The sequence below is a fragment of the Bacillus cereus group sp. MYBKT14-1 genome (assembly GCF_051915185.1).
GTDB lineage: Bacteria > Bacillota > Bacilli > Bacillales > Bacillaceae_G > Bacillus_A > Bacillus_A cereus.
Window position 1 is genome coordinate 671,833 of the sequence record NZ_JBQAEF010000001.1, and the last position, 23,221, is coordinate 695,053.

Genomic DNA, 23,221 nt, shown 5'->3' on the forward strand with positions numbered 1-23,221 from the left:
GTTGATTAAAGTTTCGATTTATATCGATTATAAAAAAGAACAAGTAATTATTATAACTATTGTGCAAAATTTGATATAATAAAAGAACGAACGTTCTGATTAGGGAGTGAGTACTATGCGAGAAATGTATCCGAAAAATGGTCGTGTTATTTTACATGTAGATATGAATTGCTTTTTCGCATCTGTTGAAATTGCTCATGATCCATCATTACAAGGAAAGCCATTAGCGGTTGCTGGAAATGAAAAAGAGAGAAAAGGAATTATTATAACATGTAGTTATGAGGCGAGAGAATACGGAATACGTACGACGATGCCCCTTTGGGAAGCGAAAAGGTTATGCCCGCAATTAGTTGTAAGGCGTCCTAATTTCACATTATATCGCGAAGCTTCATTTCAAATGTTTCAAGTCCTTTCTCGTTTTACAGAAAAGATACAACCAGTCTCAATAGATGAAGGATATTTAGATATTACAGATTGCTACGCACTTGGTTCGCCTCTTGAAATAGCAAAGATGATTCAACAAGCACTATTAACAGAGTTGCAGCTTCCGTGTAGTATCGGAATCGCTCCAAATCTTTTCCTAGCAAAAACAGCTTCTGATATGAAAAAACCTCTCGGTATTACCGTACTTCGAAAACGTGATATTCCAGAAATGATTTGGCCACTTTCAGTTGAAGCAATGCATGGGATTGGAGAAAAAACAGCTGAAAAATTAAATGAAATTCATATACATACAATTGAACAGTTAGCGAAGGGAGACGAGCATATCATTCGCGCTAAAATTGGCAAGCACGGTATTGATTTACAAAAGCGTGCAAAAGGTACGGATGATAGGGAAGTGGATCCGAGTCAAATGGGCCAACATAAAAGTGTCGGTAACTCGATGACTTTTTCAAAGGATATGGATGAAGAGAAAGAATTACTTGATATGTTAGAACGGTTATCAAAATCAGTGAGTAAAAGATTACAAAAGCGAACCCTTGTCAGCTATAATATTCAAATTATGATTAAATACCATGATAGGCGAACAGTAACACGGAGTAAGCAATTGAAAAATGCAATTTGGGAAGAACGCGATATTTTTCAAGCAGCATCCCGTTTATGGAAGCAACATTGGGATGGTGATTCCGTTCGTTTACTAGGTGTTACAGCTACTGAAATAGAGTGGAAGACAGAATCGGTGAAACAATTAGATTTATTTTCATTTGAAGAGGATGTGAAAAAAGAACCACTACTTGCTGTTATTGATCAAATTAACGATAAGTATGGAACACCGATTTTACAACGAGGTAGTCAACTACTACGTAAGCAAGAGAAGTCGTTTCAACAAAAGTTAGAAAATAAGTTTATGTAGAAGGTGTCATGAAGTAGTAAAATCATGACACCTTTCCTATTATACAGGCACCAAGTGATACGAGAGCATTTGTCCGTAACCCAGCCATTCGGTGTCTCCATTGTCTTTCTATTCCAATGCAAGCTCCTACAATAATTGCTATAACTAACCTGAATACAATGTCGTACCATACCATCATGGTCACCTCCATATATAATATGTGTTATGTTTTTTAGAATGAGCGGGGGATACCCACTCATTCTTATTTTTACAACCAGCTATGAAACTTTTTAATATAAAGCTTTTTCAGGAATTGTGTTAAAAAAGCGTAGCCTAATAGTATTCCTACTAACCAAGGGAAATAGTTAAGTGGCAATGCTTGTAAACCAACGGCTGCACCAAGTGGTGAGAATGGAATATAAATCCCGATTGCTATAATAAGCATGAATGTAATTAAGAGCCAGCTTACTTTGTTTACACCTTTATCAAAGCTTGTTTCTACACGCTTTCCAATTACCTTATTGGCTAAAGAGCCGAAATACGTATCGGTACTTGTTGAGATGACAACAGCTTTTGCGCTACCACTTACAATATTTGTTCCCATGAAACAAAGGTTTTCCATATCGAGTGGATTGTAATTTTTTTCATGTTTGTCGGTAAGATATGCTTATTTTCTGTATGGTAGCAGTGTTCGTATTTTTCTACAGGAAGTGCTTCCCCTGTTAAAGAAGATTGATTAACAAATAAATCTTTAGCGGATACAATACGCACATCAGCTGGAACGATATCACCGGCTGAAAGGGAAATGATATCGCCAGGTACAAGTTCCTCAATTGGAATTTCTGTTGTGTAATTTCGATTTAAATTCGTTACATTTTTTGTTTCATGTACAAATCCATTTATTCTAAATACGCTTGCAGTTGTTCGAACCATAGCTTTTAAATTATCAGCAGCTTTTTGAGAACGAAATTCTTGGGAAAACCGAATTGTTGCACTAAGTAGTACCATTGCAGATACGACAATTGTTCCTTGCATATCATCCGTGAAAAAGGAGAGTGCTCCAAGAGCTAATAAAACGAAAATAAATGGATTTTTAAATGCCGACAGAAATTGAATGTACCATGGTGCCATTTTATTATGAGCTATTTCGTTCGGACCATATAAAGAAAGTCTACGAGACGCTTCTTGTTTAGATAATCCATCTTGTGTTGTTTCTAAAAGTTTTAATGCAGAGCTTACATCTTGTGTTGCAACCTCCACTAATAATTCGTTATTTGTTTTCATGCTATCTTGCTCATAAGCATGCTTTGTTTCTTGTCTTTGTAAATTAAACATCGGTAGTTCCTCCTCTGTCATGAAGGAGGAAACAATCTGTTACCTAACTATTTGAAATGGTGAGGAACAGTTTCTTTCCTACCTACATGATGAAATATGAATGTAAAACGTATGGGTATCTGGGCCGAATCATCAATTGCCAACTGTTCCTCACCTCCGTACAATTTAGTAGTTTCTGAATATGCTATGTTTGTTTCATAGTAAGGTGCATATAGACGTAAAAAGACCTTTACTCAAAACGAGTAAAGGTCTGAATTCGCAGTTAAAAGAGTCCACAACAAAGACTGTTAGTAGACATAAATAAAAACAGTTTTTGTGTATGACAAAATACATGCACCTCTCCCTCGTTGAGTTTTAGCACTGTATAGCATAGGTACTGAAACCAGCTACATTAAAAAAGGCCTTCATTCCGACCTTTCCTGTTGACCCATTGGCGTCTCTCGACATTTTTGGGCAGCAGCGTTTCTCTATACAGGAGCCTCACCTAACAGAGACCATATTCAATTACATGTTGAATGTTAGCACTGTAAAATTGTAGTGTCAATATCTTTTTATCTGTGTTTTTTAAAATATTAAACGGATTTATAATAGATATGTGGGATGAAATGTATGATATTGATTATGAATAATATGGAAAATAAATATTTTTATAAAAGGGGAATTTGTAATGGTACCAAAAAATTTTATTATAAATATTGAGAATCAAAAATAGAAAACAAATTGTTTCTTTTGCGCTACGAGCAAAAGAATTATTCAATAAATCAAGTGAAAAGATAATTTTAGATGAGTTTGATCAAAGTATGTATACAGACTTTTGGACGGAATATGATCATTTGTTAAATAAGTATAAATAAAAAAGCACTGGTTACAGTGCTTTTTTATTATAGATTACGAGATTGTAGGATTTTCAAAAATAACAATCTCTGAACTGTTTGTAGTTGAAACACGTTGGGCGTAATATGTTAAAGCTGAAGAAATATATGCTGGTAACGTATCATTTGTATGTGATGTTGTATATTCATGGATTAATTCCTTTAAAGTTGTCCATTCTAATTGTGCTGGGTGATCAGACACGAAAGAACTTACCCAGCGATCAAATGAAGATGAAAAATCAGTTTGTAAACGAAATACTTCTTTCATAATAAAACGCTCCCTTAAAATGTAGTATAATTATTTTAACACAAAACACGAACGATAGCTAAATTTTTTGAGTATAACGTTCGTGTTATATAGTTGTCTAGATGTTTGGTTATGTAAATTCAATTTGCCATTTGAAATAACATTCCGTAAGATGAGAGATAGAGTATATTTAGAGCTGGAGGAAAGAAAGTGGAATTTGTATTTTTAGGAACTGGTGCAGGTGTTCCTTCAAAAGGAAGGAACGTTTCAGCAATTGCTTTACAATTGTTAGAAGAACGAGGACAAACTTGGTTATTTGATTGTGGCGAGGCCACGCAACATCAAATATTACATACATCTGTACGTCCGCGCCGCATTGAAAAAATATTTATTACGCATTTACATGGCGATCATATTTTTGGATTGCCTGGTTTATTAGGTAGCCGTTCATTTCAAGGAGGAACTACGCCTTTAACGGTGTATGGACCGAAAGGAATTAAACAATTTATTGAAGTGGCATTATCGGTAAGTACGACACATGTGAAATATCCACTTGAAGTTGTGGAGATAACAGAAGAAGGTACCGTATTTGAAGATAATGAATTTTATGTAGAAACGAAAAGATTGTCACACGGTATAGAATGCTTTGGATATCGTATTGTAGAGAAAGATATACAAGGTGCTCTTTTAGTTGATAAGTTGCTTGAGATGGGTGTGAAACCAGGTCCAATCTTTAAACGTTTAAAAGATGGTGAAGTAGTTGAATTAGAGGATGGCACGATATTAAATGGAAATGAGTTTATCGGCCCACCTCAAAAAGGAAGAATTATTACTATCTTAGGTGATACGCGATATTGCGAAGCGAGTAGGGAGCTTGCGCAAGATGCAGATGTACTTGTCCATGAAGCGACTTTCGCAGCAGAAGATGAGCAACAAGCGTATGATTATTTTCATTCTACATCTAAGCAAGCTGCGAGCATTGCACTTCAGGCAAATGCGAAGCGACTAATATTAACTCACATTAGTTCTCGCTATCAAGGAGATACATATAAGGAATTATTGAAAGAGGCTAGAGAGTTGTTTTCTAATACAGAAATAGCGACAGATTTGAAATCATTCCCAGTAGAAAAATAATAATTTTGTAAAAAATGGTAACGGCGGGTTACCATTTTTTTATGTCTAAAAAAATTTAAAAATAAAACTGTTATTATTTTATACTTATACTTGGATGATACAGAAAATTAGGATGCTTTGAATATATAGGATAAAAATACGAAATAATGATTATTTAGAAAAACTGTTATATAAGTCAGATGACATACAAGTGATACAAATAGCAGAAATGGACTTTTATTCAGAACTTTTAAAATTCAACAAAAGTAAGCGTTTTATAAAAAACAAGCTATAATGAGGGCAGATTATAATTTATGATAAGTCGCATGTATTTTAGTCATTATCGTAACAAGTGAAGTTGACTAAATCATGAGAGAGTAACACGAGAATTATAATAGGAAAGATATTACTATTATTTGTCATAAGTCTTTTTCACTTTTTAGCTAAACGATATGATTAGCAAGTGTAGCTATTGCGAGTTCCTTAGTAGAAGCTTTTTATTAATAAGGTGGTGGAGATTTAATTGGTACACCACTCTTTAAAAGAGTTCAGAACATCAGCAGGTAGTCTAGGCGGAATAGCGGGTGCAAATTTAGTTGCATTAGCAATGGTTATATCACTTGTTTATGCTATGCTTGCAATGGCTTCTGTGTTAAACTTTGGATTGCTACCAGACTTTATTCTGGATTATCTTGTATCATTTTTAAATGAAAATAATGCTAAGATTCTTATGTATTATGATAACTGGTATTATTTCAGGTTATATTGGATTACTTTTATTCAAAAACTATCCAATTCGTACAGCAGAACAAATTCGTGGTACAACTGGAAAAGCGACAGATGTAGCAGCTTAATAGAATAGTAGAATAAATTTTTGCATAGAGGTTTAGGGGGAGTTATGATGAAGTATCGCTCAGTATTTGATATTATCGGTCCAGTTATGATTGGACCATCAAGTTCACATACAGCAGGCGCGGCAAGAATGGGGCAAGTTGCTCGCCAGCTGTTTCGTCATGAACCAGAAAGAGTAAGCATTTCGTTATATGGATCATTTGCAAAGACGTATCGAGGGCATGGTACGGATGTAGCACTAATCGGTGGAATATTAGGATTTGAAACAGATGACTTACGTATTCCAGAGGCGCTAGAAATAGCAAAAGAGCGCGAAATTGAAGTGGAATTCATTGAAGAAGATGCCAATGCACCTCACCCAAATACAGCGAGAATTCGTTTGTATAAAGGTGAAGATGAAATTGAAGTTGTTGCTTGCTCAATTGGTGGCGGTAAAATTGAAGTTGTAGAATTAAACGGATTCGATCTTCAATTATCAGGCACGAGCCCAGCACTACTTATTGTAAATAACGATCGCTTCGGTGCTATTGCAGCGGTAGCTTCAATCCTTGCGAAACATGAGATTAACATTAGCACAATGAGTGTTTCTCGTAAAGAAAAAGGAAGAAGAGCGCTTATGGTCATTGAAACAGATGAATTATTAGCAGATGAAGTAATTGAAGAAATAAAAGCGCAACAAAATATTTGTCAAGTAACTATTATGGAATAATTGCAGGGGGGACACACCATGTTTCGGAACGCAGCGGAACTAGTGGCGCAAGCTAAAGAACAAAATGTAAAAATCGCAGAAATTATGATTCAATGTGAAATGGAAACAAGAAGTATTTCACGTGAAGAAGTAATTGCTGGTATGGAAAAGAACTTAGTCGTGATGGAGCAAGCAGTAGAACGTGGTATTCGCGGCGTGAAATCACCAACTGGTTTAACTGGTGGAGATGCTGTAAAAGTTCAAGCGTATATGAAGAGCGGAAAAGGCTTATCTGGAGATACGATTTTGGATGCAGTAAGCAAAGCTGTTGCAACAAATGAAGTAAACGCAGCGATGGGAATTATTTGTGCAACACCAACAGCAGGTTCTGCTGGAACAGTGCCAGGTGTACTATTTGCACTAAGAGAAAAATTGCAGCCTACACGTGAAGAAATGATTGAATTCTTATTTACAGCAGGAGCTTTCGGTATGGTTGTTGCGAATAACGCTTGTATTTCTGGTGCAGCGGGAGGATGCCAAGCTGAAGTTGGTTCAGCAAGTGGAATGGCGGCTGCAGCCGCAGTTGAGATGGCTGGTGGAACACAAGATCAAGCAGCTACAGCGATGGCAATTTCATTAAAGAACATGCTTGGTTTAGTGTGTGATCCTGTTGCAGGACTTGTAGAAGTACCTTGTGTAAAACGTAATGCAGCAGGAGCTGCGAATGCGATGATTTCAGCAGATTTAGCATTAGCTGGTGTAACGAGTACAATTCCATGTGATGAAGTAATTGAGGCAATGTTTAGAATCGGACAAACGATGCCAGTAGCACTTCGTGAAACAGCAGAAGGTGGACTTGCAGCAACGCCGACTGGTCGTCGCCTGCAAGAAGAGATTTTTGGGAAGAACAATAACTAAGTGTAATTATAGAAAAAGGAGCTCAAATAAACTTGAGCTCCTTTTTCTATTTTTCTTTTGTTAGTTGTTCTAATGTTTTTCCAAGATTATGTGATCGTTTCGTTGCCTGTGTAATACAAGAAATAAGTGCTTGTTGAAATTTATGTTCTTGTAATACTTCAATACCTGCTTCGGTAGTTCCACCAGGAGAAGTAATTTCCTTTCTCAAAATAGAAGGGTGTTTGTCACTTGCTTTTAGCATTTCAGCAGCACCAATCATCGTTTGAAGAATAAGTGATTTTGCAACATCTTCTTTTAAACCGATTTTTTTTGCAGCTTCTTCCATAGCTTCCACTACGTAATAAATATAAGCAGGTCCACTTCCGGATAATGCAGTGACAGCATGCATATCTTCTTCCTCTACAACAGAGACGAGACCAATCGTTTCAAATAAAGATGTTGCAGTGCGAATATGCTCCGCTGTTGCATGTTTTGAAGGGGAGATAGCGGTAGCTGATTTTAAAATGGCTGCGGATGTATTTGGCATTGCACGAATAATTGGAACGTCTTTTTGAAGTAGTTTTCTAATTGAGTCAGTAGAAACACCTGCTAGTAATGAAATAATAAGCACGTTATTATTTATGTATTCTTTAAAAGGGGTAAGCGCCTCTGCAACATCCTTTGGTTTCATTGCTAGAAAAAGAATATTTGCATCAGTAAGTAATTCTTTTTTATTATGAGTACCTTTGACACCGTATTTTTTATGTAGCTCTTGTAATCTTGTCTCGTTAGAACGATTACTTACAGTAATTTGTTCACCTTTAACGACATTTGCATGTAACAAGCCACCAATAATAGCTTCGGCAATAGAGCCTGCACCGAGAAAGGAAATGTTTTGAATAGACATGATGTTCCTCCTTTAATTTTGGTTAGAAATTCTTATAAATGTACATACATTCGTTTTTTTATAGGAAACACCTCTTTTTATCTGAAAATAATGACAAATATATATAGAAGTTGTAAACTGAAGAAGTATTCATTTTTGAACCGGAAAGAGACAGGGGGGCTAAGCATGACGGCGATTCACCGAATGGAGATTCCTGTACCATTTGCAGTGGAAACTGTGAATGTGTTTTTAGTTGAGGGGGAGACATTAACATTAATTGATACAGGGACGAATACAGAAGAGGCAAGGAATGCGTTAGAAAGTCAATTAGGTGCATTAGGACATACGATAGAAGATATTGAAACAGTAGTCATTACGCATCATCATGCAGATCATTGTGGACTTTTAAATATATTTTCTGAGAAGACGAATATTATTGGACATCCTTGGAATGAGCCTTGGATTACACAAAATCCAGAATTTTTAAAGCGGTATCATGAATTTTTTAGAGAGACGGCCTTACAGTTTGGTGTGCCAGCAGCATTTTTGAAAGACGAGTCGTTATTGACGACGAGGACACTTAAATATTCTTGTAATAGATCGTTAACGCATACTGTGAGAGAAGGAGATCGTATTGATTCTTTGCCTGGATTTACAGTACTTGAAACACCAGGTCATGCTTCTACTCATATTTCTTTATATAGAGAATCTGATGGAATATTAATTGGTGGAGATGCTCTCATTAGTCATATTTCTTCGAATCCAATACTAGAACCGCCATATGAAGGGCAAACAGAGCGGGCACGCCCATTACTACAATATAATCAAACATTACAGCGTTTAAGCGAAATGAATATTTCACGCATTTTATCAGGGCATGGGGAAGATGTTCTAAATGTGAAACAACTTATTGAAACGAGATTACAAAAGCAAGAAACACGTGCTTTTAAAGTGCTTGAGTTATTAAAGGAAAAACCAATGACAGCATTTGAAGTATGTGTAAAACTATTTCCGGTATTATATAAAGAACAATTACCACTTACTATTTCAGAAACGGTTGGACAATTGGACTATTTAGCATATAATCAACAAGTGATGATTGATGAGTCATCGCAACAATTGATTTATTATGCAAAGTAGGTGACAGCAATGACAGGACGTTTACAAAATAAAGTAATCGTCATTACAGGTGCTTCTAGTGGGATTGGTGAGCAAGTTGCAATGCAAGTTGCAGCACAGGGAGCGACGCCAGTATTAATGGCTCGAACAGAAGAGAAACTACAAGTGTTAGTAGACAAAATTAAAGAAACTTATAATACGCCTTGCTATTATTATGTATTAGATGTAAGTGAAGAGATGGAAGTACAGTCTGTTTTTTCAAAGGTATTACAAGAAGTGGGACGTATTGATATATTAGTAAACAATGCGGGATTTGGTATTTTTAAAACGTTTGAAGATGCGTCAATGGGTGAAGTAAAAGATATGTTCCAAGTAAATGTATTTGGATTAGTAGCATGTACGAAAGCGGTACTACCTTATATGGTAAACAAGAACGAAGGACATATTATTAATATTGCTTCACTTGCCGGAAAAATTGCAACTCCGAAATCAAGTGCGTATGCAGCAACGAAACATGCTGTATTAGGATTTACGAATAGTTTACGCATGGAATTAGCGAATACAGATATTTATGTTACAGCAATTAATCCAGGTCCGATAGATACAAACTTTTTTGAAATAGCGGATCAATCTGGTACATATGTAAAGAATATGGGACGTTACATGTTAAAACCAACATACGTAGCAGAACAAATCGTAAAGTCGATGCACACGAAAAAACGTGAAGTAAACTTACCGAAGTGGATGGGAATTGGTCCCAAACTTTATGCTTTATTCCCAGGTTTATTTGAACGTGTAGCAGGTAAATCATTAAGTAAAAAATAGGAGATTTCCACATGGAAATCTCCTATTTTTTATTGTTTTCCAGTCACATAATCATAAACAATATCCTCAATCTCCTCGTATAAATCAATTTCAATATTTGAATGAGTCACCGTTTGAATATGTTTCACTAGCATTTCCTGATCTTCTTTTGATATTGGACTGCATTGATATTGCTGAAAACTTTTTATAATCATTTTCTCAATTAATTTTTCGTTCATATTTTTTCCCGCCTGTATGTACGTATGTATTGTTTTATTGTACTTGAAGTGAAATAAAAAAACTACTATGCACTATTTTTGTATAAAAATTCGGTTGAGTATATTGTTTTTCTAATAAAATTAAGTTTTTTTAGATTTAAAAATTTATAAATATTTAATTGACTCTATAAATATACAATATTATAATCATACTTAATTTAAAGAATCGATTTGAGGAGGAACTTATGAAAGTCGCAATTATTGGAGCCACTGGATATGGGGGCATTGAATTAATTCGTTTATTAGAACAACATCCATATTTTTCGATAGCATCTCTTCATTCTTTTTCGCAAGTTGGTGAGTGTATAACAAATGTATATCCGCATCTTCGAAATGTTCTCGTTCATACGTTACAAGAAATTGATGTGAAGACAATAGGGAAAGAAGCAGAAATCGTATTTCTAGCAACCCCAGCAGGAGTATCGGCGGAGTTAACGCCCAAGTTAGTAGCAGAAGGTTTAAAAGTAATTGACCTATCTGGAGACTTTCGTATGATAGATCCTTCGTCATATGAACTGTGGTATAAAAGGCCAGCAGCGAAAGAAGAAATTCTTAGAAAAGCAGTGTATGGGTTAAGTGAATGGAAAAGGACTGAGATTCAAAAAGCAAATTTAATTGCAAACCCAGGATGTTTTGCTACAGCCACATTGCTAGCGATAGCGCCGTTAATACGTAGTAGCATGATTGAAGAAGATTCGATTATTATTGATGCGAAATCAGGGGTATCAGGAGCAGGTAAAACACCAACAACAATGACTCACTTTCCTGAGCTATATGATAACTTGCACATTTATAAAGTGAATGAGCATCAGCACATTCCAGAGATTGAGCAAATGCTTACAGAATGGAATAATGGATCACAGCCAATTACATTTAGCACACATTTAATACCGATATCACGAGGAATTATGATTACACTTTATGCAAAAGTAAAACAAAAGATGGAAATAAAGCAACTTCAAAAATTGTATGAAGAAACGTATGAACAATCGCCTTTCATCCGAATTTGTACGCAAGGGAAATTTCCAAGTCCAAAAGAAGTGAGAGGCTCAAATTATTGTGATATTGGCATAGCTTACGATGAAAGAACTGAAAGAGTTACGGTCGTTTCTGTTATAGACAATATGATGAAAGGCGCGGCTGGGCAAGCGATTCAAAATGCAAACATAATAGCGGGACTAGAAGAGACAACAGGTTTACAACATATGCCGCTTTATCTATAAGGGGGACATGATGATTAAAGTAGCGTCTATTACAAAATTAGAAAATGGTTCAATTGTAACGCCTAAAGGCTTTTCGGCAATTGGTACTGTAAATGGTCTGAAAAAGGAGAAAAAGGATTTAGGGGCAATCGTTTGTGACGTACCAGCATCATGTGCCGCTGTGTATACAACGAATCAAATACAAGCAGCCCCTTTGCAAGTAACGAAGGATAGTATAACGGCAGAAGGGAAGTTACAAGCAATTATCGTTAATAGTGGAAATGCAAATGCTTGTACTGGAATGCAAGGATTACAAGACGCATACGAGATGCGCGCGTTAGGGGCGGAACATTTTGGAGTGAAAGAAAATTACGTTGCAGTAGCTTCAACAGGTGTAATTGGTGTTCCACTGCCGATGGATATAATCCGAAAGGGGATTGCAACTCTTATACCGACGAAGGAAGAAAGTGGAGCGTATTCTTTTTCTGAAGCAATTTTAACGACGGATCTTATCACGAAAGAAACTTGCTATGAAATGATTATTGATGGGAAGAAAGTGGCGATTGCGGGTGTTGCAAAGGGTTCAGGGATGATTCATCCGAATATGGCAACGATGCTTAGTTTTATTACGACAGATGCTCATATAGAGCATGACGTATTGCAAACAGCATTATCCCAAATTACGAATCATACATTTAATCAAATTACGGTAGATGGAGATACTTCTACGAATGATATGGTCATCGTTATGGCAAGTGGATTATCAGAAACAAGACCGATAAATATGGAACATACAGATTGGGAAACTTTCGTATGTACTTTACAGAAGGTATGTGAAGATTTAGCAAAAAAAATTGCGCAAGATGGTGAAGGCGCTACGAAGTTAATAGAAGTCAATGTGCTAGGAGCTCAAACGAATGAAGAGGCAAAAAAAATTGCAAAGCAAATAGTCGGTTCGAGTCTTGTGAAAACAGCAATACATGGTGAAGACCCAAACTGGGGGCGAATTATTAGCAGTATTGGACAAAGTGAAGTAGTTATTAATCCGAACACAATTGACATTACTCTTCAATCTATATCGGTATTAAAAAATAGTGAGCCTCAAATATTTTCTGAAGAAGAAATGAAAGAGAGATTACAAGAAGATGAAATAGTCATTAATGTGTACTTACACTTAGGTGAAGAGACAGGATCAGCTTGGGGCTGTGACTTAAGCTATGAATATGTGAAAATAAATGCTTGTTATCGTACATAAGGAGAGAGAAGATGAGCGATTATATTGTAGTGAAATGCGGCGGTAGTATGTTGAATCAATTAAATGATGTGTTTTTTGAATGTATAAAGAAATTGCAACAGAAGTATAAAGTAGTGATTGTTCATGGTGGTGGACCAGAAATTGATGCCAAATTAAAAGATTGTAACATCAACGTAGAAAAAAGAGATGGATTACGGATAACACCAAAAGAAGTTATGGATGTTGTTCAAATGGTGCTATGCGGAAGTACGAATAAAAAATTCGTAATGAATTTACAAAAGCATAATTTACTTGCTGTAGGTTGTTCAGGGTGTGACGGCAATTTACTTCAAGTTCAACCTGTCAGCGAGGAGATAGGATATGTGGGAGAAGTAAGTTATGTAGAAACAGCCTTATTAAAAGGATTAATAAATATGGGGTATATTCCTGTTATTGCTCCAATCGGGGTAAATGGTAATGAAATTTATAACATAAATGCGGACAATGCTGCAGCTGGGATTGCGGCCGCGTTAGGGGCAAAAGAGCTGATTTTTATTACGGATGTAGATGGAATATTACATGAAGGGAATTTGGTAAAGGAAACGGATGAATCTGAAATTGCTACTTTTATAGAAACAGGTGTTATTACAGGTGGGATGATTCCGAAAGTACAGGCGGCACTAGCATCATTAAAAATGGGAGTGCAAAAGATAAGTATTGTGAATGGTACAAAAGATTTTACTGAGGTTACGGGAGAGTGTATTGGAACGACGGTAACGAAAGGCGTGAGTATTGCATGACGAGTCATCTTTTTCAAACGTATGGCAGAAGAACTATTGAGTTTGTAAAGGGAACTGGAACGAAAGTTATTGATAATAACGGTAAGGAATATTTAGATTTCACATCAGGAATTGGCGTATGTAATTTAGGACATTGTCACCCTACTGTTCTCAAAGGTGTACAAGATCAACTTGATGATATATGGCATATATCTAACCTGTTTACAAACAGCTTACAAGAAGAAGTTGCGTCATTATTAACAGAAAATAGAGCATTAGATTATGTGTTTTTCTGTAATAGTGGGGCAGAGGCAAATGAAGCGGCTTTAAAGTTAGCACGTAAGCATACTGGAAAATCTCTCGTCGTAACATGCCAGCAGTCTTTTCACGGTAGAACATTTGGAACGATGAGTGCAACAGGCCAAGATAAGGTAAAAGAAGGATTTGGTCCATTACTTCCATCTTTTTTACATATCCCTTTTAATGATATTAAAGCATTAGAGGAAGTAATGAATGAAGAAGTTGCGGCGGTAATGGTAGAAGTTGTTCAAGGAGAGGGAGGAGTAATACCTGCCGATCTATCTTTTTTGAAAGAGATTGAAACATTATGTAATAAGTTCGGTTCCTTATTTATTATAGACGAAGTACAAACGGGGATAGGAAGAACTGGAACACTATTCGCTTATGAACAAGTGCGAATAGAGCCTGATATCGTTACCGTTGCAAAGGCACTTGGGAATGGGGTTCCTGTCGGAGCGATGATTGGCCGGAAAGAGCTCGGAACGTCGTTTACTGCAGGATCACACGGTTCAACTTTTGGCGGGAATTACATCGCGATGGCTGCAGCGAAAGAAGTATTGCAAGTGAGTAAAAAACTATCGTTTTTAAAAGAAGTACAAGAAAAGGGCGAGTACGTATTAGAGAAGTTGCAAGAGGAATTACAGCATGTCGAATGTATTCAAAATATACGTGGTAAGGGGCTTATGATTGGGATTGAGTGTAAGCATGAAGTTGCAAGTTTTATAGAACAACTAGAAAACGAAGGGCTTCTCGTATTACAAGCAGGCCCTAATGTTATAAGACTATTACCGCCACTCATTGTCACGAATGAAGAGTTAGAACAGGCAGTATATATAATAAAAAAAGTAGTTTGTACAAAAAACGTATCAATCATATAAGGGGGAAGTTTCATGTCAACTGTACAAGTACCGAAATTAAATACGAAAGATCTTTTAACACTAGAAGAATTAACGAAAGAAGAAATTATTTCTTTAATTGAGTTCGCTATATATTTAAAAAAGAATAAGCAAGAGCCTTTATTACAAGGCAAAATATTAGGGCTTATTTTTGATAAGCATTCAACTCGTACTCGTGTATCTTTTGAAGCGGGAATGGTACAACTCGGGGGACATGGTATGTTTTTAAGTGGAAAAGAGATGCAAATGGGAAGAGGAGAAACTGTTTCAGATACTGCGAAAGTATTATCGCAGTATATTGACGGGATTATGATACGTACATTCTCGCACGCGGATGTAGAAGAGCTTGCAAAAGAATCAAGTATTCCTGTTATTAACGGTTTAACGGATGATCATCATCCTTGTCAAGCATTGGCAGACCTCATGACGATATATGAAGAAACAAATACATTTAAAGGAATAAAATTGGCTTACGTAGGTGACGGAAATAATGTATGTCATTCATTGTTGCTAGCGAGTGCAAAAGTCGGAATGCATATGACTGTTGCAACGCCTGTAGGATATGAACCGAATGAAGAGATTGTAAAAAAAGCGTTAGCGATTGCCAAGGAAACAGGAGCTGAAATTGAAGTTTTGCATGATCCTGAATTAGCAGTGAATGAAGCTGATTTCATTTATACTGACGTTTGGATGAGCATGGGGCAAGAGGGCGAAGAAGAGAAATATACTTTATTTCAGCCATACCAAATCAATAACGAACTTGCTAAGCATGCGAAGCAAACATATCGTTTCTTACACTGTTTACCTGCCCATCGTGAAGAAGAAGTAACAGGAGAAATTATAGATGGACCGCAGTCTATTGTCTTTGAGCAAGCTGGTAATCGATTGCATGCTCAAAAAGCGTTATTAGTGAGTTTATTTAAAAATGTAGAAGAGCCTTCCTAAAAGGGAGGTTTTTTTATATTAAAATGTCATATGTATATTTAGTTAACCATTTCGATATCATTTATAATAAAAGAGAAAACTAAATTTGTTTTTCAGAGTGTGTAAGGACATACTACATATAAAAATATAGTTAAAGAGATGATGAGGGTGAAAACAACTAAGAAAACATATTCGTTTTTTCAGCGGATGTGGAGAATATTAAAGTTTCAATATTATAAGTTGCTTCGATCGCCAGAAGGCGCAAAGAAAGTATCGTTAGGGTTTGCTATAGGATTCGGCTTAGAAATGTTAGTCATTTATACGGCATCGCTCGTATATGTAATATTTTATCCAATCGTCAGGTTAGCAAAGGGATCTTTTCCGGCGGCAGTTATTGGCAATATTATTGGGAAAATATCGTTTCTCCCAGTATTTTTATTTCCGCTTGCGTATGCGCTAGGAAAAATGATTTATCCATTTCATGTACAGAAAATTCATCATGAACCATTTACGATATCGGACTTGTTTTCAAGTCACATTTTTACGATATTAAAGAGCTTATTACAAAGTGAAGTGTATGTATTAATTGGAATGACGATTTTAGGAGTTGTGTTTGGTCTCATTTCGTATTTCGTTGTGCATTATTTATACGAAAAGAACCGTAAGTTACGCTTGAAGAAAAGGAAGAAACGAGTGAGAGAACCACTTGTACAATTATAAACAATGTCACATCCATTTTCTCCTTTGAATATGTTTAAGAAAAAGGAGGAGAGGATAATGTATTATTATTGCGTACCTCAAGTATATCCATATGTAAATTATTATCCGGTTTATGATACGAGTAGACAATACGAATTATATCGGCAACAACAATTACAGCAATTATCACAAATACCACAATTACCAACACAACAGCCTACACAGGAAAAAAAACCATATTTAACAACATGGCCATATTCCAATGTATACTATGGTAACTATTACGAATCATAAAGCTGCTTCTATTTAGAAGCAGCTTTATACGTTTGTTTTCAAAATTAAATTTTGAATGGTTTGAAGAGAATGAATGAGCTTTTCGCGCTCTTCCTCAGATAATGTTTGAAAATTTTCTTTTAGTTTGTCTAAAATGAATTGCTGATACTGATTTACTAATAATTTCCCTTCAGCTGTTAGAGAAATTAAAATGACCCGTCGATCTTTTTCGCTATAATGACGCTCTATTAGTTCTTCTTGAATAAGTTTGTTTAATAGAGGTGTCATGTTAGGCCGTGAAATCGCTAGCCGCTTGCCGATTTCGGAAACTGCTAATGTACCGTTTTCATGCAAAAGTAGTAATACTTGTGTATGTGATGGCGGCATATGTCTTTGAGAAGAAAATTCTCCAGGAAGCATAAATTTGCGATAAAAAAGAGGCACTAGCGAAAGAAGATGATCAACAATACGTTCCCACTCGCGTGATTCCATATAAAGGCCCCCTTCCACTATCATTGTAACAAAAAAGACATGTTATAAAAATAGAATTGTTTCATGGTCGCTTTAATATTTGTAGGATAACACTTGCTTTGTAAATGTATTGGCAATAATTGCATAGCCGTTATCATTTGGATGTACTTGGTCAAATAATAACTCTTTTTTATCATTCGATATTAATTTGCGAATTGGTAAAACGATAGATGGTTGATTCACTTTTGCAATGGAATAAACGGATTCATTCCAGCCGTCTAAAAACATATCTGCATAACTTGCGATGGAGTCATCGAGTTGTAACGGGTTATAGAGTTCTGAGAGAATGAGTAAAGCGTCCGGATTTTGATCTCGAACTGTCTTTACAATACTTTTTACATCCGCTTCAAAATGAGCTTTTTCTTTATTTAACATTTTTATACCATCTATAACACCAACATCACGATTTAAGCGAAATAAATTATTTCCCCCAATATTAATTGTAATGATATTTGCTGCTCTAATTTTTTGCTTTACATCTTCTGATTGAACTTTTTTAGCGAGACGATCTGTTGTAAGACCGTTTATCCCGAGGTTTTCTACCGTAATTGGTTTATGAATTTGTGCTTCTATTTGTTTAGAGGCTAATTCAGCAAATCCACCTTGTGTTGATCCATATCCTTTGGCGAGCGAATCACCTAGTACGAGATGATAAAAGGAATCGTTTGTTTGCTTATCAATCCAACTTGGAGTAGATGTTTTTTCTGTTTTTTCTTCGGATTCATTTTGTTTTGTCTCGTCGTTCTTTTCAAAATAAGAATAAGAAATGATCAGAAGGAGGAGACAAACAATTGTTAAGATGACTTTTTTCATAAATTCATCCTCCTTGTAATTGGTAATTGTATCATATTCAGCAGTATTAGCAATGTAAGGGCATATTATATGTTTATGAAAAGTTTATAATAACTTTACAGAAAATTTGTTGAAGTTTGTCAAAAAATATTGACGATAGGAAAGAACTTTATATATGATAATGTCAGATAAGGTGAAACTTTAATTAGTGGGAGCTTTATTTCCTTTTAATTAATAGTCTTCATCAATCGGGCGTTTAAGGGGACTACTCGTTAGCGCAGGGTGAAATGAAAATTGTGTCTCTAATAGAAGAAAAAAGGTATGTGGTTAGAGACAGATAGGGATTCATTTCATTATTTCTGGTAATTGTATAAGGGGGATTTTTTGTGAAAAAGTCAAAAAAAATGCTAGCTGGAGCAACTCTTGCGATTGGTGTAATGGCACCGCAAGTAATGCCAGCAACAGCTCATGCAGATGAGAACGCTGGGGAGAGTACAGTTAACTTACGAATTCTAGAAACATCAGATATTCACGTTAACTTAATGAATTACGATTATTATCAAACGAAAACAGATAATAAAGTAGGTCTTGTACAAACGGCCACACTCGTTAATAAAGCACGTGAAGAAGTGAAAAACTCTGTCCTATTTGATGATGGGGATGCATTACAAGGGACACCGCTTGGAGATTATGTAGCGAATAAAATAAAAGATCCGAAGAATCGTGTGGATCCTAGTTATACACATCCATTATATCGTGTAATGAATTTAATGAAGTATGACGTCATCTCTCTTGGGAATCATGAATTTAACTACGGTTTAGATTATTTAAAGGAAGTGACTAGTAAAACAAAAATTCCGGTTATTAACTCGAATGTCTACAGAGATGACCATGATGGTAATGATGAGAATGACGAGCATTACTTTGATAGATCATATCATATTTTAGAGAAAGAAGTAGTGGATGAAGCAGGCCAAAAACAAATAGTGAAAATTGGTGTAATGGGATTTGTTCCACCACAAATTATGAATTGGGATAAAGCGAATTTAGAAGGAAAAGTAAAAGCAAAAGATATTGTGCAAACAGCGAAAAAATTAGTTCCGGAAATGAAGGCGCAAGGTGCGGATATTATAGTTGCACTAGCGCATTCAGGTGTTGATAAGAGTGGATACAACGAAGGAATGGAAAATTCATCGTTTTATTTAGCGACAGAAGTTCCTGGCGTAAATGCAGTATTAATGGGACATTCACATACTGAAGTGAAGGATGTATTTAATGGTGTTCCAGTTGTAATGCCCGGTGTTTTTGGTAGTAACTTAGGTATTATTGATATGCAATTGAAAAAGGTAAACGGAAAATGGGAAGTGCAAAAAGATCAGTCTAAGCCGCAACTTCGTCCGATTGCTGATAGTAAAGGTAATCCGTTAGTAGAATCTGATCAAAAATTAGTTAATGAAATTAAAGATGAACATGAAAAGACAATCGAATATGTAAATACACATGTAGGTAAAACGAAAGCACCAATTAATAGTTATTTTTCATTAGTACAAGATGATCCTTCCGTACAAATTGTGACAAATGCGCAAAAATGGTATGTAGAACAAGAACTTAAAAAACCAGAATACGAAAAGATTAAAGATATTCCAGTTTTATCTGCAGGAGCACCATTTAAAGCAGGTGGCCGAAACGGTGCTACATATTATACGGATATTCCAGCTGGAACGTTAGCAATTAAAAACGTTGCAGATTTATACGTGTATCCAAATACGTTATATGCTGTAAAAGTAAATGGGGCACAAGTGAAAGAATGGCTTGAAATGTCTGCAGGTCAGTTTAATCAAATTGATCCAAAGAAAACAGAAGAACAGCCGTTAGTAAATATAGGCTATCCTACATATAACTTCGATATTTTAGATGGCTTAAAATACGAAATTGATGTAACACAACCGGCGAAATACGATAAAGATGGAAAAGTTGTAAATGCAAATGCTAATCGTATTGTAAATATGACATATGAAGGGAAGCCAGTAGCTGACAAGCAAGAGTTCATCGTCGCTACAAATAACTATCGTGGAAGTAGCCAAACGTTCCCAGGTGTAAGTAAAGGGGAAGTTGTATACCAATCACAAGATGAAACACGTCAAATTATTGTGAAGTATATGCAAAAAATAAAAGATATTGATCCAGCAGCTGATCAAAACTGGGCGTTTAAACCAATTGTTGCAGATAAATTAAATACAACATTTGATTCTTCACCAAATGCACAAAAGTATATAAAGAAAGATGGAAAGATTTCATATGTTGGACCATCTGAAAATGAATTTGCTAAATATGCAATTGATATAACGAAGAAGAATGATGATAAAGAAACTGGTGAAGGAAATCCAACGACACCGCCGAAAGGTGATGGAGAAAATCCGACGACACCGCCAACAGGTAATGGAGAAAACTCAATACCACCAACAGAAGAAGGTAATAATGGAAATGAACCAAAGCAAGATGGAAACAATACTGGATCTGGACAAACTACAACAGATGATCAAAATACAAAAGAAACAACAACAACTGTAAGTGAAAATAAAGAAGCTGAAAAAGATGAACGTGATTTACCGAAAACAGGTGCAAGTATTGCTTCTACAATTGGAGCTGGTCTTGCGTTTGTTGGAGCGGGATTACTTCTGTTATTTAGAAGAAAGAAAGCGAATAGATAGTCAAGAAATATAAAAAGGATTACCGATTTGGTAATCCTTTTTGTTATATTATGAAACTGGTACTGCTTTTTCTTTTTTCCATGAAAGACCGAATCCAGTAAAGCCGACGATAATGGTTACGACTGGACATGCTAAACAGAAGATTGCGTATGGCAGGTAATCGAATGTTGGAACGCTAAGAACGTTTGTTAAGAATACGCCACTTACACCCCATGGTACGAGTGGATTAATTACTGTACCAGCATCTTCTAATACTCGTGATAAATTACGACGTTCTAAACCGACTTCATCGTATTTATTAGCAAATGCTTGTCCTGTTAAAACGATGGATAAGTACTGCTCACCAAGTAAGAAGTTTACACCAATTGCAGTTGAAGCAGTAGAAATAATTAAGCGTGTACTAGTTTTTACGAAGCTAGAGATAATATTCATCAGCTGCGCTATAATACCCATTCCTTGTAATAATCCTCCCATACAAAGAGCTAGGAAAATAAGAGCAATTGACATCATCATACTTTGCAGGCCACCGCGAGATAATAAGCTATCAATATCTTTGATACCAGTTTTAGAAACGTAACCGTCTTGCATAATTTTAATTAAATCAGCTAAAGAAGTGCTAGGTTTAAAAATAAAGAGAATAATAATTCCTACCACAATTCCTGCAAGTAATGTTGGAACTGCGGGTACCTTTTTAAATGCGAATAGGAACAGTAATAAAATAGGAATCAGTGTAACGATAGAAATCGTTGCATTTTTTTCTAGTGTGTTAATAAATGCTGAGAAATCAACGTTTCCACCAGATCCGCTTCCTAAAATGAAAAATGCGATAAAAGCAATAATGAAAGCTGGCACTGTTGTCCAAAGCATGTTACGAATATGTTCAAATAAATCTACACCCGTTACAGCAGGCGCTAAGTTTGTTGTATCAGATAAAGGAGACATTTTATCTCCGAAGAATGCACCAGAAATAATTGCACCAGCAATAAGAGCTGGATCGTATCCAAGGGCAGTACCCATTCCCATAAAGGCAAGTCCTACAGTTGCAGCAGTTGTAAAAGCACTACCGATACTCGTTCCAACAATTGCACAAACAACAAAAACAGTTGGAACGAAAATTTTTGGAGATACAAGTTGGAAGCCGTATACCATTAAAGTCGGAATAGTTCCAGCTGCGATCCAAACGCTAATTAATACGCCTACAAGTAAGAAAATAAATATAGATGGAATACCAGCTGAAATACTACTGATCATCCCTTTCTCCATAGTAGACCAAGAGATTTTCTTCAGGAATCCAAATGCTAATAAAAGAACGATACCAAATAAAATTGGGATGTGTGGTGAAACTTCTAATTGAATAACACTAAAACCAATACAGAAAAAGATAAAAATTGTTAAAAGAACAGACTCAATTTTTGAAACCATTGTTTTCCCCTCCTAAGTAATGTAAAATAGCTCTTTTTTATATAAAATTCGCCAATATTGTATATTTCCTTCTAAAATTTAGAATTTTGTGACAAATTACCGGTAATTGTTGGTCCTTCTATATGATACGGAAATGATTGGATAAAAAAACGTCCCTGCATATAATTATGCAGGGACGAAGAAATCGCGGTACCACCCTAGCTTGTGAAATGAATGTATCACAAAATAAAGGGTCATATGATATGCGCTTATAAAATAAAAAACGCCCCTGCAATATATGCAGGGACGAAAAATTCGCGGTACCACCCTAAATTGTGAAACAGTGTCGTTTCACCACTCTTTAGACATAACGGTCTATAACCGTCTTTCACTACTCCTCACGTTTCGTAAAAGAAGCTCCAGGGGGTAATTCATAATTCGCTCTGTACTGGTTCGCACCGACCACCAGCTCTCTGAAATCAGAAATCGAAATACTACTAAATCCTATCAACGCCGATTCATATGATGTTAGTTAAATTTTTATCATATTTTCATCTTACATGTCAATAAAAATATTAAATGTTTTTTTAGGGAAATAAAGGATAATTGTTTTTAACGCTGTAAAAATGTACGTTATAATGAATTTGAAAGGGGGAGGAAAGAGTGAAGAAAAAAATAATTCTTTTTACCACTTTATTAGTTATTGGAGGAAGTGCTGGAATTTACACAGCTTTGGCGGCTGAATCAGAGCAGTTGAAACAAAAGCAAATACAACAGTCAGAAGTGAAGAAAGTAAAAGAAATAGAAGAGAAGAAATCAATGGAAAAAGCAGCAGAAAAACTAGGAGTTTCTACTGAGGGGAAAACAAAAGAAGAGGTTACGAAAGAAGTAAATACCGCTAGGTTTGAGAAGCGTCATGATTTATTAATTGAGCACGCTAAGCAACTTGGAATTGATACAGAGGGGAAAAAAGATGAAGAAATTATTTTAGAAATTGGAAAGATACAGCATGGAAAGTAGAACAACTTATCGTAGGATAAGTTGTTCTTTTTTAA

Annotated in this window: 21 protein-coding genes, 2 pseudogenes, 1 riboswitch and 1 other annotated feature; of the genes and pseudogenes, 15 read left to right on the forward strand and 8 right to left on the reverse strand. The window is 35.7% G+C overall.

The genetic code is table 11. The annotated features are described in order from the left end of the window. Positions 1-115: 115 nt before the first annotated feature. The gene (locus ACTFO4_RS03690; RefSeq protein WP_440013121.1) at positions 116-1,354 is read left to right on the forward strand and encodes a DNA polymerase IV; all 1,239 of its coding nucleotides are present in this window, start codon (positions 116-118) and stop codon (positions 1,352-1,354) included. A 40-nt stretch (positions 1,355-1,394) separates the two neighbouring features. Here ACTFO4_RS03690 and ACTFO4_RS03695 read toward each other — a convergent pair. The 3 genes and pseudogenes from ACTFO4_RS03695 to ACTFO4_RS03705 all read right to left on the reverse strand — a co-directional run. Further along, a pseudogene (locus ACTFO4_RS03695) lies at positions 1,395-1,529 on the reverse strand (MgtC/SapB family protein); the annotation flags it as partial. A 234-nt stretch (positions 1,530-1,763) separates the two neighbouring features. Continuing rightward, a pseudogene (locus tag ACTFO4_RS03700) lies at positions 1,764-2,668 on the reverse strand (P-type ATPase); the annotation flags it as partial. A 331-nt stretch (positions 2,669-2,999) separates the two neighbouring features. Beyond that, a riboswitch (M-box (ykoK) riboswitch) is annotated at positions 3,000-3,167 on the reverse strand. A gap of 389 nt (positions 3,168-3,556) precedes the next feature. After that, positions 3,557-3,808, reverse strand: coding sequence for a DUF3932 family protein (locus tag ACTFO4_RS03705; protein WP_000665709.1), 252 nt, complete (start codon positions 3,806-3,808; stop codon positions 3,557-3,559). A gap of 189 nt (positions 3,809-3,997) precedes the next feature. On the opposite strand from ACTFO4_RS03705, the gene rnz reads away from it, so the two are divergent. The 3 genes from rnz to sdaAA all read left to right on the forward strand — a co-directional run bounded on the left by rnz (position 3,998) and on the right by sdaAA (position 7,358). Next, on the forward strand, positions 3,998-4,921 hold the full coding sequence (gene rnz, locus ACTFO4_RS03710; RefSeq protein WP_000397455.1) for a ribonuclease Z: 924 nt from the start codon (positions 3,998-4,000) through the stop codon (positions 4,919-4,921). A gap of 880 nt (positions 4,922-5,801) precedes the next feature. Next, a complete protein-coding gene (gene sdaAB / locus ACTFO4_RS03715) occupies positions 5,802-6,461 on the forward strand; it encodes an L-serine ammonia-lyase, iron-sulfur-dependent subunit beta (RefSeq protein WP_000877445.1) in 660 nt (219 codons plus the stop codon). An 18-nt stretch (positions 6,462-6,479) separates the two neighbouring features. Beyond that, complete coding sequence (sdaAA, locus tag ACTFO4_RS03720) at positions 6,480-7,358, forward strand: L-serine ammonia-lyase, iron-sulfur-dependent, subunit alpha (protein WP_000489461.1); 879 nt, start codon at positions 6,480-6,482, stop codon at positions 7,356-7,358. 46 nt (positions 7,359-7,404) lie between these two features. On the opposite strand, the gene proI is transcribed toward sdaAA, so the two are convergent. Further along, a complete protein-coding gene (gene proI / locus ACTFO4_RS03725; protein WP_000027249.1) occupies positions 7,405-8,244 on the reverse strand; it encodes a pyrroline-5-carboxylate reductase ProI in 840 nt (279 codons plus the stop codon). Between the two features lie 165 nt (positions 8,245-8,409). Here proI and ACTFO4_RS03730 point away from each other — a divergent pair, with 165 nt between their 5' ends. Continuing rightward, positions 8,410-9,363 (forward strand): MBL fold metallo-hydrolase, encoded by a 954-nt coding sequence (locus tag ACTFO4_RS03730; protein WP_000125119.1) that lies wholly within the window; start codon positions 8,410-8,412, stop codon positions 9,361-9,363. Between the two features lie 9 nt (positions 9,364-9,372). After that, positions 9,373-10,167: an SDR family NAD(P)-dependent oxidoreductase gene (locus tag ACTFO4_RS03735; protein WP_000147797.1), complete on the forward strand. Its 795-nt coding sequence runs from the start codon at positions 9,373-9,375 to the stop codon at positions 10,165-10,167. Between the two features lie 29 nt (positions 10,168-10,196). Here the strand turns inward: ACTFO4_RS03735 and ACTFO4_RS03740 are convergent, their stop codons facing one another. Further along, positions 10,197-10,385, reverse strand: coding sequence for a YqzH family protein (locus ACTFO4_RS03740; RefSeq protein WP_001003222.1), 189 nt, complete (start codon positions 10,383-10,385; stop codon positions 10,197-10,199). 224 nt (positions 10,386-10,609) lie between these two features. Here ACTFO4_RS03740 and argC point away from each other — a divergent pair, with 224 nt between their 5' ends. The 7 genes from argC (at position 10,610) to ACTFO4_RS03775 (ending at position 16,752) form a co-directional block, all read left to right on the forward strand. Next, the gene (gene argC, locus ACTFO4_RS03745; protein WP_440013119.1) at positions 10,610-11,647 is read left to right on the forward strand and encodes an N-acetyl-gamma-glutamyl-phosphate reductase; all 1,038 of its coding nucleotides are present in this window, start codon (positions 10,610-10,612) and stop codon (positions 11,645-11,647) included. Positions 11,648-11,657: 10 nt separating this feature from the next. Next, positions 11,658-12,881, forward strand: coding sequence for a bifunctional glutamate N-acetyltransferase/amino-acid acetyltransferase ArgJ (gene argJ / locus ACTFO4_RS03750; RefSeq protein ID WP_440013118.1), 1,224 nt, complete (start codon positions 11,658-11,660; stop codon positions 12,879-12,881). A gap of 11 nt (positions 12,882-12,892) precedes the next feature. Then, positions 12,893-13,660 (forward strand): acetylglutamate kinase, encoded by a 768-nt coding sequence (gene argB, locus ACTFO4_RS03755; RefSeq protein ID WP_001286796.1) that lies wholly within the window; start codon positions 12,893-12,895, stop codon positions 13,658-13,660. After that, on the forward strand, positions 13,657-14,817 hold the full coding sequence (locus ACTFO4_RS03760; RefSeq protein WP_000200548.1) for an acetylornithine transaminase: 1,161 nt from the start codon (positions 13,657-13,659) through the stop codon (positions 14,815-14,817). The genes argB and ACTFO4_RS03760 overlap by 4 nt, the downstream gene beginning before the upstream one ends. 12 nt (positions 14,818-14,829) lie before the next feature. After that, positions 14,830-15,780, forward strand: coding sequence for an ornithine carbamoyltransferase (argF, locus tag ACTFO4_RS03765; RefSeq protein ID WP_000108863.1), 951 nt, complete (start codon positions 14,830-14,832; stop codon positions 15,778-15,780). Positions 15,781-15,918: 138 nt separating this feature from the next. Next, on the forward strand, positions 15,919-16,479 hold the full coding sequence (locus ACTFO4_RS03770; protein ID WP_002005691.1) for a DUF2062 domain-containing protein: 561 nt from the start codon (positions 15,919-15,921) through the stop codon (positions 16,477-16,479). A gap of 57 nt (positions 16,480-16,536) precedes the next feature. After that, a complete protein-coding gene (locus ACTFO4_RS03775) occupies positions 16,537-16,752 on the forward strand; it encodes a hypothetical protein (RefSeq protein WP_103621525.1) in 216 nt (71 codons plus the stop codon). Between the two features lie 24 nt (positions 16,753-16,776). On the opposite strand, the gene ACTFO4_RS03780 is transcribed toward ACTFO4_RS03775, so the two are convergent. Continuing rightward, positions 16,777-17,223 (reverse strand): MarR family winged helix-turn-helix transcriptional regulator, encoded by a 447-nt coding sequence (locus ACTFO4_RS03780; protein WP_000445819.1) that lies wholly within the window; start codon positions 17,221-17,223, stop codon positions 16,777-16,779. A 72-nt stretch (positions 17,224-17,295) separates the two neighbouring features. Next, entirely contained in the window at positions 17,296-18,075 is a 780-nt protein-coding gene (locus ACTFO4_RS03785) for a GDSL-type esterase/lipase family protein (protein WP_098770883.1), read from the reverse strand. Between the two features lie 365 nt (positions 18,076-18,440). Here ACTFO4_RS03785 and cpdB point away from each other — a divergent pair, with 365 nt between their 5' ends. Beyond that, positions 18,441-20,765 carry a bifunctional 2',3'-cyclic-nucleotide 2'-phosphodiesterase/3'-nucleotidase gene (cpdB, locus tag ACTFO4_RS03790; RefSeq protein ID WP_440013114.1) on the forward strand — a complete coding sequence of 775 codons (2,325 nt, stop codon included), beginning with the start codon at positions 18,441-18,443 and terminating at the stop codon, positions 20,763-20,765. Between the two features lie 48 nt (positions 20,766-20,813). Here cpdB and nhaC read toward each other — a convergent pair whose 3' ends face one another. Next, on the reverse strand, positions 20,814-22,187 hold the full coding sequence (gene nhaC, locus ACTFO4_RS03795; protein WP_000253730.1) for a Na+/H+ antiporter NhaC: 1,374 nt from the start codon (positions 22,185-22,187) through the stop codon (positions 20,814-20,816). Between the two features lie 278 nt (positions 22,188-22,465). Further along, positions 22,466-22,686 (reverse strand) — a binding site (T-box leader). Between the two features lie 143 nt (positions 22,687-22,829). Between nhaC and ACTFO4_RS03800 the strand changes: the two genes are divergently transcribed. Further along, entirely contained in the window at positions 22,830-23,186 is a 357-nt protein-coding gene (locus ACTFO4_RS03800; protein WP_440013111.1) for a hypothetical protein, read from the forward strand. Positions 23,187-23,221 lie beyond the last annotated feature (35 nt).